Genomic DNA, 13,089 nt, shown 5'->3' with positions numbered 1-13,089 from the left:
CCTGCAGCTATGGCACCGACACGTGACGCTGGCAGCCGCTAGCGCGTCCGCGGCCTCTTGGCTGCCGTCGCGATCTTTTCAGCAAGGTTGTACTCGCTTTGCCAGGAGTGCCCGGACTTCTGCTCGATATAGTCCCGGATCAGCTGGCGCACCACCTGCGACGGCGTGGTGTCGTCTCCCGCACACAAGCGCTCGAACACCGCCTTCTTGCGTGGATCGATCAGGACAGTCAGACGGGCCGTACGGCTTTCTGTTGGCATGCGAGTATCATCGGCTGTACACTAAATCATCATACTATGATAATAAAATTATCATGACAAACGTCCAGGCGGTGCCGCTCAACAGCCGCTCAACCAGCGACCTGCTCGAGTCCACCGTATGCATGGGGTGAGTGCACTGACGACAACCACAGCACTGACGGCGCTGCTGGTTCTGGTTGCCTCGTGGTTGCTGATTGGTGCACTCGGCCTGGTCCAGTCCAATCGCATCGGTTGGGTCGCACGCACGCTATTCCCACTGGGCGCGCTGGTCGCGCTGGGCATGGCCGGCATGGGCGCCATGTCCCTGGCCACGGGCTTTGCCGCGCAGACCAGCGTGCTTGCCTTCGGGCTGCCAGACATGCCGTTTCATGTGCGTCTGGATGCGCTGTCAGGCTTCTTCTTGCTGCTGCTTGGAAGTGCGGGGGCTGGCATCTCCATCTTCGCCGCCGGTTACTTCCGGCAAGGCGAAGGCACGGCGCCGGGGCTGCTCTGCCTGCAGTACCACGTATTTCTGGCCAGCATGGCGCTGGTCGTGCTGGCCGATGACGCCTATCTGTTCATGGTGGCGTGGGAAACCATGGCGCTCAGTTCGTACTTCCTGGTGACCACCCAACACCGTATTCCGGAGATCCAGCGCGCCGGCTTCCTGTACCTGCTGATGGCGCACGTGGGGGCACTGGCACTGTTGCTTTGCTTCGGTGTGCTGCACGGCGGCAGCTGGCTGATGACGTTTGATTCGATGCGTGCGGCCACTCTGTCGCCGGCCTGGGCCGCGGCAGCCTTCCTGCTGGCCTTGTTCGGTTTCGGTGCCAAGGCGGGCCTGGTGCCCTTGCATGTGTGGTTGCCGGAAGCCCACCCGGCCGCGCCATCACCGGTGTCCGCGATGATGAGTGGCTTGATGCTCAAGGTGGCGGTCTACGGCATGTTGCGGATCAGTTTCGATCTGCTCCACGCCGGCCCATGGTGGTGGGGCATGCTGACGCTGGCGGTGGGACTGGTCACGGCGCTGTTCGGTGCGGTGTTCGCTGCCGTACAGACCGACATGAAGCGGTTGCTGGCCTATTCCTCCATCGAGAACATCGGCCTGATCTTCGCCGCGCTTGGCCTGGCGCTGCTGTGCTACGCGTTCGACATGCGCCTGCTGGCGGCGTTGGCACTCACCGCCGCGTTGCTGCATGCACTCAATCACGCCCTGTTCAAGAGCCTGCTGTTTCTCGCCACCGGCTCGGTTCTGCACGCCACCCACGAGCGCAGCCTGGGCAAACTCGGCGGGCTGATCCGGCGGATGCCGTGGGTCGCCACGCTGGCCCTCGTCGGCACCCTGTCCCTCGCCGGGTTGCCGCCGCTCAACGGTTTCGTTTCCGAATGGCTGCTGCTGCAGGCGTTCTTGTCCACGCCGTCCATCCCGCATGCGTTCATCAACATGATCGTGCCACTGGGCGCGGCCGTGGTGGCACTCACCGCCGCGCTGGCCGGTTACGTGATGGTCAAATTCTACGGCGTCATATTTCTCGGCCAGCCACGTGAACCCTCACTGATGCAGGCCCACGATGCGGGCTGGCTCGAACGGGTGGGGCTGGCCTGGCTGGCGGTGGGCTGCATCCTCATCGGCGTGTTTCCGCAAGCCGCGCTGGATGCCATCGCTGGCGTGACCCAGACCCTGCTCGGCACCGTGATCCAGCGCGGCCCGGCGCCATGGTGGATCGCTCCGGTGGCGCAGGCGCAGGCTTCTTACAGTGGCCTGTGGCTGCTGTTGGGCATGGCCGGCGTGATCGCGGTGATGTTCGTGCTGGTACGGCGGATGTACCACGGTCGTGTGCGCCGGGTGTCACCATGGAATTGCGGTTACCCCGAGCTGACCCCGCGCATGCAGGACACCGCCGAAGGATTCGGTCAGCCGATTCGGCACATGTTCGGGCCGTTTTTTCGCATCGAGCGCGAAGTGCCTTCGCCGGATGATCAGCTCCCGCGTTACCGCATCCAGATCGATGACCACCTCTGGCATGGGTTGTATCTTCCGCTGGCCCGCATCGTCGGCTGGCTGGCCGATGCGCTGTCCGTGCTGCAGCGCGGACGTCTGGCCATCTATCTGCTGTACAGCTTCCTGACTTTGATCGTATTGCTGGTGTTCGTCCTGTGAACGCACTCGCGCTCGTCAGCCAGCTCGGCGGTGTGGTACTGGCCGTGGCACTGGCCCCGCTGTTGGCCGGATGGGTAGCACAATGCCGAGCCTGGCTGCAGAATCGTTCGGCCCCTCCCCTGCTGCTCCCCTACCGCACCTTGCGCAAGCTGTTCCGCAAGGATGCGGCGCTGGCCACGCAGGCCTCGCCCTTGTTCCGCGCCGCGCCCTACGCCGTGTTCGGCGCCATGGCCACGGCGGCGGCGATCATTCCCTCGGTAACCACCGACCTGCCCCTCGCCAGGGTGGCCGATGCCATCGCCTTGGTCGGCCTGTTCGCAACGGCACGCGTGTTCATCGCCCTGGCGGCGATGGATATCGGCACGGTCTTCGGCAGCATGGGCGCGCGACGCGAAATGATGATCGGATTTCTCGCTGAGCCAGCGTTGCTGATGGTGTTGTTCAACGCATTCCTGATGTTTGGCAGCACGGCGCTGCCGACCATCGTGAAAGGCACGCTGGACGCCGATGGGTTGACGTTGCATCCGAGTCTGGCCTTCGCCGGCGTCGCTTTCGTGATGGTGTTGCTGGCCGAGAACGCCCGCATTCCGATCGACAACCCCGGCACGCACCTTGAAGTGACCATGATCCATGAGTCCATGGTGCTGGAATATTCCGCGCGCCATCTGGCCCTCATCGAATGGGCGTCCTGGTTGAAGCTGTTCAACTATGCGTGCATCGGTTTCACGCTGTTCGTGCCCTGGGGCATCGCGCCGCACACGGCCGGCCCCATGGGTTTGTTGCTTGCCATCGTGTGGTTGCTGGCCAAGCTGGCCGTCGCCGGCGCGGTGTTGGCGGTGATTGAAACGGTCTCGGCCAAGCTGCGCATCTTCCGGGCGCCGGAGTTCCTGAGCATGGCGTTCCTGCTCGCCGTGCTGGGCCTGCTCGTTCATCTACTGCTGCAATCCTGAATGATGCCTCCACTCAACCTCGCCACCCAGCTGCTGCATGTGCTCGCCGCCGGCCTGCTGATGATCTCGTTCGCCATGCTCGCACAGCGGCGGACACGGCGGCTGATCGTGCTGCTGGCCTGGCAGGGTGTGGTGCTGACCGCCTCCACGCTGCTGGTCGCTGTCACAGCGCACTTGCAGCATCTGTATTACTCCGCCGCGCTGACCCTGATCGAAAAGGTCTGGCTGATGCCGTGGATCCTGCTGCGGCTGATGCGTCGCCTGGGCATCGAGGGCGACAGCGATCCGCTGGTGAACATTCCCACCCTGATGCTGGTTGGGCTGGGTCTGGTGATCTTCGCGTTCGGGCTGGCCCAGCCGATCAGTTCGCTGGCCACCACGGTCACCCGACAGACGCTTGGCATTGCGATGGCGGTGATCCTGCTGGCCTTCCTGATGATGATTGCCCGACACAAGGCGGTGACCCAGGTGATCGGTTTCCTGGCGATGGAGAACGGCTTGTTCTTCGCCGCCACCAGCACGACCTACGGCATGCCGATGGTGATCGAGCTGGGTATTGCGCTCGATCTGCTGGTCGGCGTGTTCATTTTCGGCATCTTCTTCTTCCAGATTCGCGAGCAGTTCGACAGCCTCGACCTGCATCAGCTCGAAGCACTCAAGGAGGACTGACGTGGAGCTTGCGTGGGTGCTGGGTACTCCATTGTTCGGTGCGATCGTGCTGGCCGTGCTCGGTGCGCGGCGCTCCGCCGCCGAACTCAACGTCGTGATCAGCCTGGCGACGTTGATCGCCGCCGCGGCGCTGGTACTCAGGATCATCGGCCACGGCTCGATGACCGTGGCCCACGAGCAGTTCTTCGTCGATCCGTTCAACGTGTTCCTGATCGCGCTGACCGCGCTGATCGGCTTCACCACGGCGGTGTTTTCGCGCCCCTACATGCGTATCGAACAGGATCACGGTCGACTCAACACGCACCGCCTGCGGCTCTATCACAGCATGTACCAGCTGTTCATGGCCGCCATGCTGGTGGCACTGTCGACCAACAACATGGGGCTGCTGTGGGTCGCGATGGAGGCGGCGACGCTGTCGACCGTGCTGCTGGTGTCGTTGTACCGCACCCGCGCCAGCATCGAGGCGGCCTGGAAATATTTCATCCTGTGCGGCGTCGGTATCGCGCTGGCGCTGTTTGGCACGATCCTGTTGTACTTCGCGGCAGAGCGGCTGCTCGGTGGCGAGGGCATGAGAGCTCTGTTGTGGACCCACCTCAACGCGGTGAAAGGCCAGCTTGATCCGACGGTGATCGGGCTCGCGTTCGTCTTTCTGCTGGTCGGCTACGGCACCAAGGTCGGTCTCGCCCCCCTGCACAACTGGCTGCCCGACGCCCATGCGGAGGGCCCCACGCCGGTCTCGGCGGTGTTGTCGGGGCTGCTGCTCAACGTGGCGATGTACGCAGTGGTCCGGTGCAAGATCCTTGCAGCCGGCGCGATGCAATCGGCGCTGCCCGGACGCATGCTGATGGCGTTCGGTTTGCTCTCGACGGTGCTGGCGGCATTCCTGCTGTGGCGTCAACGCGACATCAAGCGTCTGTTCGGCTACTCCTCGATCGAGCACATGGGCATCATCACGTTTGCGTTCGGCATGGGCGGACCGCTGGCGAATTTCGCCGCACTGCTGCACATGACGGTGCACTCGTTGACCAAGTCGGCGATCTTCTTCGCCGCCGGCCATGCCTCGCAGATCGCGGGCACCCAGCGCATCGATGGCATCCGCGGCCTGCTGGCGGTGAGTCCCACCGTCGGCTGGGGACTGATGCTGGGCTCGCTGGCGATCCTCGGCATGCCGCCGTTCGGCGTGTTCACCAGTGAGTACATGGTCTTGATCACGGCCATGCGCGACCATCCGTGGGCGACACCGTTCCTGCTCGTCGCCCTGGCCGTGGCATTCGCCGCGATCTTCCTCAAGGTGCAGCCGATGGTGTTCGGCGAAACGGATGCGCAGCGCCTGCCGCACCCGCCGGCACTGGTGCCGGTGTTTGTGCACCTGTCGATCGTGCTGATGCTCGGCCTGTACATGCCGCCCGCCCTGGCCCAGTGGTATCGGCTCGCCGCGAGCCTGATCGGATGAAGCTCATGTGGCCCGACTTTCTCGACACCGAATCTGTGCCCTTGCCCTCCAACGTGGCGGCCCGCCGCATACAGGTCGATGCCGCGCGCTGGTGCGAGGCCGCGGATGCGATGCGCGAAGCCGGGGCGGACCTGCTGTCGTTGTGGGGCAGCGATGATCGTGACCGCGACCGGTGCCTGCGCGTGCACGCGGCCTACCTGCTGCGCGATCGGGTGGTCGTGGTGGAGCACGCGATGCCCGCCAGCCAGGCAATCTACCCCTCGCTGGCCACGCGCTTTCCGGTGGCCGGGCGGCTGCAGCGCGCAACCTACGATCTGCTCGGCATCCGCGCCGACGCTGGCGATACGCGGCCGTGGCTGCGCCACGGCGGCTGGCCGGAGGATGTGTTCCCGTTGCGCCGCGACGTCGCGGCGACCCAGACCTGGCCAGTGACCAGCAGCCCGTATCCCTTCGTCCCGGTCAGCGGTGACGGCGTGCACGAGATGACCGCCGGTCCGGTGCATGCCGGCACCATCGAGCCGGGGCGTTTCCAGCTGGCCGTGGTCGGCGAAAAGGTGCTGCGCCTGGAGGTTCGCCTCGGTTACACGCACAAGGGCATCGCCAAGCGCTTCGAGGCGCTGGCCCAGCGCGACGCCCACCGCCTGGCCGCCCATATCTGCGGCGATTCGACGGTGGCTTTCAGCTGGGCGTATTGCGCCGCGCTGGAATCGATCACCGCCAGCACACCTTCGCCGCGCGCCCTCGTCCTGCGTGCACTGGCGCTCGAACGCGAGCGCATCGCCAATCATCTGGGCGATCTCGGCGGACTGGCCAACGATGCCGGCTTTGCCTTCGGCCAGACCCAGTTTTCCAGCCTGAAAGAGCAGCTTTTGCGGCACAACGCGGCGCTGTTTGGCCAGCGCTACCTGTTTGACTTTGTGGTACCCGGCGGCGTCGCCCGCGACCTGCCGGCACGCGCGCTGCCGGGCATGCTCGACGAGATCGCGGCACTGGAACACGCGGTAGGCGACCTGCGTGGAATCTACGCTCGACACGCGGGCCTGCAGGATCGTTTCCTCGGTGCCGGCCGATTGACCCCCGCCCAGGCTGCCGCATTGGGTGCGATCGGCCTGGCCGGGCGTGCTTCCGGCGTCGCCCGCGACCTGCGCGTGGACCAGCCATGGTCGCCGTACGATCACTCGTCGCCGACGTTGGCCACGAGCACCGAAGGCGATGTGGCGGCGCGCGTGCAGGTGCGCTTCGACGAGACGCTCGAATCACTGCGGCTGTGCCGGCAATGGCTGCAGGCGCTGCCAGCCGGTGAGCGGGTCTGCGACGTGCCGGTGGCGCCCGCCGGTCAGCTCGGCATCGGCCTGATCGAAGGCTGGCGCGGTCCGGTTATGCTGGCGCTGGAAACCGGCCCCGCCGGTGGCATCCGGCGCTGCCGCGCGCATGATCCCTCGTGGCAGAACTGGCCGCTGCTCGAAGTCGCCATCTTGGGCAACATCGTGGCGGACTTCCCGCTGATCAACAAATCCTTCAACCTTTCCTACAGCGGACACGACGGGTAAGCGCGCATGTTCGATATCCTGTCACGCATTCGTCGAACCGGCCGCCTGAGCGAACCGTATCCGGTGCCGGATACCGGCGAGACGGCGTCAACCGCGATCCAGCGCGAGCTGCACGCCGTGTTCGGGCGCGCCTTGTGCATTCGCCATGTCGACGCCGGCTCCTGCAATGGTTGCGAGCTCGAAATCCACGCGCTGAGCAACGCGTACTACAACCTGCAAGGCGCCGGCATCCGGTTTGTGGCCAGTCCGCGCCATGCCGATCTGCTGCTGGTCACCGGACCGGTCTCGGTCAATATGGAAGACGCACTCAGGCAAACCTACGAAGCGATGCCCGATCCCAAGTGGGTGCTCGCCGTGGGGGACTGCGCGGCGGCCTGCGGCGGCCTGTTCGGCGCCAACTATGCAACCCGGGGGCCGGTCAGTGCCATCATCCCGGTGGATGCCGTGGTCACCGGCTGCCCGCCCGAGCCACTGGCGATCATGCGCGGCCTGCTGCAGATAACCAGCAAGCGGCCGGCATGACATCTCCGCGCTGCCCGGTCAGCGGCCTCATGCGTAATCGGTGAGCGCGACGATACCCTGCTCGTGCACCGGAAACGGCCAGCTGGCTCCGCTGGTCCGCAGATCATCCGGCTGCTGCATCAGTCCTTCAGCGGCTGTACGTCGATCACCGGCGCGTCGCCGATCACGTCGGCGCCCTTCGGCGGCACGAAGTTGAAGGTGGCCGGCGGAATCGGCACGTTGCGCTGCCAGCCGGAGAAGCGGATCTCGGTGGTGGAACCGAGCTGGTCGCGGAACGTCATGCGGGCCAGGCCGTTCGTGTCGAAGCCGAGGTCGGCGTAGTCGAACTGCGGGTCCTTCGCGGTGGAACTGAGCCGCAGCCAGGCCAGGCCGTCGTGCTGGCCTCGCTCGACCACCTTGAAGTCCCTGTCCATCTGCGCGAGGTCGGTCAGCACGGTGAGCGGGCTGTGCGCCTCCTCGCTCGACTGGATGCGCACGGTGACTTGCTCCAGCTCCGGGTCGTACATCCACACTCGGCTGCCGTCGGCCACGATGGTTTGCTTGTACGGTGCGGTGGTGTCCCAGCGGAACTGGCGCGGCGCCTGCAGCGCCAGCGTGCCGGAGCTGGCCTTGCTGGCATGGCCGTTGATGTCGGTCAGGGTCTGGCTGAAGTGGCCGGTCAGCGAATGCAGGCCGCTGGCAAACGCATCCAGCCGCGCGCGGGCGGGGCCGGTGGCGGCCTGGGCCGCGCTGGCCAGCGACAGCAGGAACGCGGCGGCGACGATGGTGAGGCGTTTCATCGGATTCCCGGAAGGTGGTGACATGCCGCAATTGTGGACAGCACTGGCTTAACCGAACCGTAGGAGCGCACTCCGTGCGCGCTGCCCTTCGGTACATCGAAAGGCATCGCCTGCCAGCAGGCTCCTGCGGGTCTCATTTCAATTCTTCGGCGGTGGCGGCGCCAGCACTTCGCGGTTGCCGTTGTGCTGCGGGGCGCTGACCACGCCGTCCTGCTCCATCTGTTCGACCAGCCGCGCGGCGCGGTTGTAGCCGATGCGCAGGTGCCGCTGCACGCCGGAAATCGAGGCGCGCCGGGTCTGCGTGACGATCGCCACGGCCTTGTCGTACAGCTGGGTGTCGGCGTCGCCGCCCTCTTCGCCTTCCTGCGGCAGGCCAGAGTCGTTGATGAACTTGCCGTCGCTGGTCGGTTGCGCCTCTTCCAGCACGCCCTCGATGTAGTTCGGCGCACCCTGCGATTTCAGCCAGGCGACCACGTGGTGCACTTCATGGTCGTCGACGAAGGCGCCGTGCACGCGTTCCGGCGTGGCAGTGCCCGGCGGCAGGTACAGCATGTCGCCGTGGCCAAGCAGAGTCTCGGCGCCGGACTGGTCGAGAATCGTGCGCGAGTCGATCTTGCTGGAAACCTGGAACGCGATGCGGGTGGGGATGTTCGCCTTGATCAGGCCGGTGATCACGTCCACCGACGGGCGCTGGGTGGCCAGGATCAGGTGCACGCCGGCGGCGCGCGCCTTCTGCGCCAGGCGGGCAATGAGTTCTTCCACCTTCTTGCCGACGATCATCATCATGTCGGCGAATTCGTCGATGAACACCACGATGTACGGCAGCGGCTCCAGCGGCTCGGCGGCGAGGTTCGGCATCTCCGGGTTCGGCCGGAACAGCGGGTCCAGCAGCGGCTGGCCGGCGTTCTCGGCGTCTCTCACCTTCTTGTTGAAGCCGGCCAGGTTGCGCACGCCGACGGCGGCCATCAACTTGTAGCGGCGCTCCATCTCGGCCACGCACCAGCGCAGCGCGTTGGCCGCTTCCTTCATGTCGGTGACCACCGGCGCCAGCAGGTGCGGGATACCCTCGTACACCGAGAGCTCCAGCATCTTCGGGTCGATCATGATCATCCGCACGTCTTTCGGACTGGCCTTGTACAACAGGCTCAGCACCATCGCGTTGACCGCCACCGACTTGCCCGAGCCGGTGGTGCCGGCCACCAGCAGGTGCGGCATCTTGGCCAGGTCGACCACCACCGGCTTGCCGCCGATGTCCTTGCCCAGCGCCAGCGACAGCGGCGACTTGGTCTGGTCGTACTTGTCCGAACGCAGGATCTCGGAGAGGTAGACGATCTGCTTGTGCGTGTTGGGGATCTCCAGCCCGATCACGTTCTTGCCGGGGATCACGTCGACCACGCGCACGCTGACCACCGACAGGCCGCGCGCGATGTCCTTGTCCAGGCTGGACACCTGCGAACCGCGGATACCCGGCGCCGGCTCCATCTCGAAACGGGTGATCACCGGGCCCGGGTAGGCGCCGACCACCTTCACGTCGATCTTGAAGTCCTTCAGCTTGAACTCGACCTGGCGCGAGAGCACCTCGAGGGTTTCCTCGGAATAGCCCGGCCCCTGCGGCGGCGCCTCGTCCAGCAGCGACAGCGGCGGCAGCTCGCCCGGCACGGCGGCGCCGACGAACAGCGGGATCTGCGTTTCGAGCTTCGCGCGTTCGCTCTTGGTCACCGGCGCCGGCGGCGCCTCGATGCGCACCGGTTCGCGCTTGGCCTGGCGCACCGCATCGGCCTTCTTGACCACCTCGCGCTCGGTGCGCGCCTGCCGCGCGGCCAGCGCCTGCGGCGCCTCGCGCAGCTTGCCCTTGAGCCAGTCGAGCAGCTTCAGCACGCCATGCCCGGTCCAGTCCATCACCTTGAACCAGGACAAGCCGGTGGCCAGCGTCACCGCGATCAGGAACAGCGCCAGCAGCAGCAGCGGCGCGCCCTTGTCGCCGAACGCGCTGAGCAGGGCGTCGCCCACCCACACCCCGATGATGCCGCCCACGCCCTGCGGCAGTACCGGCTCGTCGTGGAAATTGAGGTACAGCAGCGCCGGGCCGGTGATGAAGAAGAACACGAAGCCGATCAGGCGCAATGCCGGCTCCCACGGATGCACCGCCTGCTCGCCGCGCTGGCGCAGCACCTGCACGCCCAGCAGCAGCAGCAACAGCGGGAAACAATAGGCGACCAGGCCGAAGATCCAGCGCAGCAAGTCGGCGATGTAGGCGCCCACGGTGCCGCCGAAATTGCGTGCATGTTCCAGCTGGCCGGCATTGGTCCAGCTCGGGTCGTGCGGGTTGTAGCTGAACAGGCACACCAGCAGGTACAGCGCCAGCGGCAGCAGCAGCAAGGCGCCGGCTTCGCGCAGCCGTCGCTTCAGCTCTTCGCTGAGTCCCTCCTTCGGTGGTTGCCTGACGTTCGTGCTGCGCGCCACTCTGGGTATCCCTTTCCTGCCCAAGCTCAGAGCATACCTTGCAGCGCGGGATGCACCAGCTTGCCGCCGTCGACATTGATGCCGCTATTCAGCGGGGCGAACTGGCGCCACTCGTTGCCCGCCGCCAGGCGCTGCACGTAGGGCAGGATCGCGGCGGAAATCGCCAGCGACGAGGTCTGCGGCACCGCACCCGGCATGTTGGTCACGCAGAAGTGGGGGATGCCATGCACGTCGTAGGTGGGCTTCTCCCAGGTGGTCGGCTTCGAGGTCTCGAAGCAGCCGCCCTGGTCGATCGCGATGTCCACCAGCACGCTGCCCGGCTCCATCGTCCTGACCATCGCCTCGCTGACCACGTGCGGCGCCCGCGCGCTGGGGATCAGCACCGCGCCGACCACGATGTCGGCGTCGCGCACTTCCTCGGCCACCGACGACTCGTAGGCATACAGCGCGGTGACGTTCGGCCCCAGCGCCATCATCTCGGCCAGGCGGTCGTGGCGCTTGTCGAACACCACCACGTTGGCGCCGGCGGCCGCGGCCAGCGCCGCGGCATTGCCGCCGGCGGCACCGGCGCCGAGCACCACCACCTTGCCGCGCGGGGTGGAAGCCATGCCGCCAAGCAGCTTGCCCTTGCCGCCCTGCGGGCGATGCAGCAGCGTGGTGCCGAGCTGGGTGGCGATGCGGCCGGCGATCACCGACATCGGCAGCAGCAGCGGCAGCACGCCATTCTCCGTCACCGACTCGAACGCCACGGCGGTGAGGCCGATGTCGAGCAGGCGGCGGGTCAGCTCGGGCTCGGCGGCCAGGTGCAGGTAGCAGAACAGCAGATGGCGCTTTTCCAGCAGGGCCAGGTCGCCGGCGATCGGCTCCTTCACCTTCACGATCAGCTCGCCGGCCGCGTACAGCGCGGCGGCGTCCGCCACCACCGTGACGCCTTCCCGGGTGTAGGCCGCGTCGGCAAAGCCGCTTTGCAGTCCGGCACCGGACTGGATGAACACCTCGTGGCCGCGGCGCGCCAGGTCGGCGGCGGCAGCGGGAATGAGCGCGACGCGCCCTTCCATCGTCTTGGTTTCGCAGGGAATGCCGATGCGCATGGAGAAGGAGTCCTAATGGAAGGTTGAACCCATCGCGCCGTCGACGCGGTCGTGCCGCCGATCTGCCGATGCCTTGAATCGGTGCCGCATATTCCCCATTCTTCCGGGGTCGTGCGCTCCGTCGTCATCGCCCGCAGCGGTCCGGAAGGAAACCGCCGCAGGGGTCGGAGCGAATAGCCACTCAAGTCACCCGAAAACCCAAGGATTATAACCATGAGCGTCGCCCCCAAACACAGCCGCCTGCTGATCCTCGGCTCCGGCCCCGCCGGCTACACCGCTGCGGTGTACGCGGCCCGCGCCAACCTCAAGCCGACCCTGATCACCGGCCTGCAGCAGGGCGGCCAGCTGATGACCACCACCGACGTGGACAACTGGCCGGGCGACGTCGAAGGCCTGCAGGGCCCGGCGCTGATGCAGCGCATGGCAGAGCACGCCGAGCGCTTCCACACCGAGATGATCTTCGACCACATCCACACGGCGGACCTGAAGCAGCGCCCGTTCCGGCTCAAGGGCGACTCCGGCGAGTACACCGCCGACGCGCTGATCGTCGCCACCGGCGCCACCGCCAAGTACCTCGGCATCGAAAGCGAGGAGAAGTTCAAGGGCAAGGGCGTCTCGGCCTGCGCCACCTGCGACGGCTTCTTCTTCCGCGACCAGGACGTGGTGGTGATCGGCGGCGGCAACACCGCGGTCGAGGAAGCGCTGTACCTGGCCAACATCGGCCGCAAGGTCTACCTGGTGCATCGCCGCGACAAGCTGCGCGCCGAGAAGATCATGCAGGACAAGCTGTTCGAGAAGGCCGCCGCCGGCAAGATCGAGCTGGTCTGGAACCACAGCATCGACGAGGTGCTCGGCGACGACACCGGCGTCACCGGCGTGCGCGTGAAGGACGTCAACTCCGGCGCCACCCGCGACATCGCCGCCACCGGCTTCTTCGTGGCGATCGGCCACACGCCGAACACCGGCATCTTCGAGGGCCAGCTCGACATGCACGACGGCTACATCAGGATCCACAGCGGCCAGAGCGGCATGGCCACGATGACCTCGGTGCCGGGCGTGTTCGCCGCCGGCGACGTGGCCGACCACATCTACCGCCAGGCCGTCACCTCGGCCGGCTTCGGCTGCATGGCGGCGCTGGACGCGGAACGCTGGCTGGATCAGCAGACGCCGGCCGGCTGATGAGACGGGAGTGAGTGGAGAGGAGTGAGCAAC

At 66.4% G+C, this 13,089-nt stretch carries 11 protein-coding genes; 7 read left to right on the top strand and 4 right to left on the bottom strand.

Translation table 11 applies throughout. From position 1 onward, the window contains the following. Positions 1-38: 38 nt before the first annotated feature. Positions 39-260, bottom strand: a complete 222-nt coding sequence (locus RHOOR92_RS0102020) for a hypothetical protein (protein ID WP_007508103.1) — start codon at positions 258-260, stop codon at positions 39-41. 118 nt (positions 261-378) lie between these two features. Between RHOOR92_RS0102020 and hyfB the strand changes: the two genes are divergently transcribed. Genes hyfB through RHOOR92_RS0101990 form a run of 6 tightly spaced genes read left to right on the top strand, consistent with a single transcriptional unit; the run spans position 379 to position 7,544 of the window. Continuing rightward, complete coding sequence (hyfB, locus tag RHOOR92_RS0102015) at positions 379-2,400, top strand: hydrogenase 4 subunit B (protein ID WP_007508102.1); 2,022 nt, start codon at positions 379-381, stop codon at positions 2,398-2,400. Next, positions 2,397-3,350: an NADH-quinone oxidoreductase subunit H gene (locus RHOOR92_RS0102010; RefSeq protein ID WP_007508100.1), complete on the top strand. Its 954-nt coding sequence runs from the start codon at positions 2,397-2,399 to the stop codon at positions 3,348-3,350. The genes hyfB and RHOOR92_RS0102010 overlap by 4 nt, the downstream gene beginning before the upstream one ends. Beyond that, the gene (locus RHOOR92_RS0102005; protein ID WP_007508097.1) at positions 3,351-4,019 is read left to right on the top strand and encodes a formate hydrogenlyase; all 669 of its coding nucleotides are present in this window, start codon (positions 3,351-3,353) and stop codon (positions 4,017-4,019) included. A 1-nt stretch (position 4,020) separates the two neighbouring features. Beyond that, on the top strand, positions 4,021-5,472 hold the full coding sequence (locus RHOOR92_RS0102000; protein ID WP_007508095.1) for a hydrogenase 4 subunit F: 1,452 nt from the start codon (positions 4,021-4,023) through the stop codon (positions 5,470-5,472). Positions 5,473-5,477: 5 nt separating this feature from the next. Beyond that, positions 5,478-7,022, top strand: coding sequence for an NADH-quinone oxidoreductase subunit C (locus RHOOR92_RS0101995; RefSeq protein ID WP_231378290.1), 1,545 nt, complete (start codon positions 5,478-5,480; stop codon positions 7,020-7,022). 6 nt (positions 7,023-7,028) lie between these two features. Then, a complete protein-coding gene (locus RHOOR92_RS0101990) occupies positions 7,029-7,544 on the top strand; it encodes a formate hydrogenlyase (RefSeq protein ID WP_007508091.1) in 516 nt (171 codons plus the stop codon). Positions 7,545-7,663: 119 nt separating this feature from the next. Here the strand turns inward: RHOOR92_RS0101990 and lolA are convergent, their stop codons facing one another. The 3 genes from lolA to RHOOR92_RS0101970 all read right to left on the bottom strand — a co-directional run bounded on the left by lolA (position 7,664) and on the right by RHOOR92_RS0101970 (position 11,877). Continuing rightward, complete coding sequence (gene lolA / locus RHOOR92_RS0101980) at positions 7,664-8,323, bottom strand: outer membrane lipoprotein chaperone LolA (RefSeq protein ID WP_007508089.1); 660 nt, start codon at positions 8,321-8,323, stop codon at positions 7,664-7,666. A 138-nt stretch (positions 8,324-8,461) separates the two neighbouring features. Continuing rightward, entirely contained in the window at positions 8,462-10,786 is a 2,325-nt protein-coding gene (locus tag RHOOR92_RS0101975) for a DNA translocase FtsK (protein WP_027489433.1), read from the bottom strand. Positions 10,787-10,812: 26 nt separating this feature from the next. Further along, on the bottom strand, positions 10,813-11,877 hold the full coding sequence (locus tag RHOOR92_RS0101970) for an alanine dehydrogenase (protein WP_027489432.1): 1,065 nt from the start codon (positions 11,875-11,877) through the stop codon (positions 10,813-10,815). 213 nt (positions 11,878-12,090) lie between these two features. Between RHOOR92_RS0101970 and trxB the strand changes: the two genes are divergently transcribed. Further along, on the top strand, positions 12,091-13,056 hold the full coding sequence (trxB, locus tag RHOOR92_RS0101965; RefSeq protein ID WP_007508084.1) for a thioredoxin-disulfide reductase: 966 nt from the start codon (positions 12,091-12,093) through the stop codon (positions 13,054-13,056). The last annotated feature ends 33 nt before the right edge of the window (positions 13,057-13,089 follow it).

This window comes from Rhodanobacter sp. OR92 (assembly GCF_000427545.1).
Classification (GTDB): domain Bacteria; phylum Pseudomonadota; class Gammaproteobacteria; order Xanthomonadales; family Rhodanobacteraceae; genus Rhodanobacter; species Rhodanobacter denitrificans.
Note: the sequence above shows the minus strand (reverse complement) of the source record. Positions and strands in the feature narration are given on the sequence as shown.

What these genes read in the sequence shown, in the direction of transcription:
- hyfB (WP_007508102.1), top strand. Translation starts at nt 379, where the DNA reads ATGCATGGGGTGAGTGCACTGACGACAACCACAGCACTGACGGCGCTG.
- lolA (WP_007508089.1), bottom strand. Translation starts at nt 8,323, where the DNA reads ATGAAACGCCTCACCATCGTCGCCGCCGCGTTCCTGCTGTCGCTGGCC.
- RHOOR92_RS0101995 (WP_231378290.1), top strand. Translation starts at nt 5,478, where the DNA reads ATGTGGCCCGACTTTCTCGACACCGAATCTGTGCCCTTGCCCTCCAAC.
- RHOOR92_RS0101970 (WP_027489432.1), bottom strand. Translation starts at nt 11,877, where the DNA reads ATGCGCATCGGCATTCCCTGCGAAACCAAGACGATGGAAGGGCGCGTC.
- RHOOR92_RS0101990 (WP_007508091.1), top strand. Translation starts at nt 7,029, where the DNA reads ATGTTCGATATCCTGTCACGCATTCGTCGAACCGGCCGCCTGAGCGAA.
- RHOOR92_RS0102005 (WP_007508097.1), top strand. Translation starts at nt 3,351, where the DNA reads ATGATGCCTCCACTCAACCTCGCCACCCAGCTGCTGCATGTGCTCGCC.
- trxB (WP_007508084.1), top strand. Translation starts at nt 12,091, where the DNA reads ATGAGCGTCGCCCCCAAACACAGCCGCCTGCTGATCCTCGGCTCCGGC.
- RHOOR92_RS0102020 (WP_007508103.1), bottom strand. Translation starts at nt 260, where the DNA reads ATGCCAACAGAAAGCCGTACGGCCCGTCTGACTGTCCTGATCGATCCA.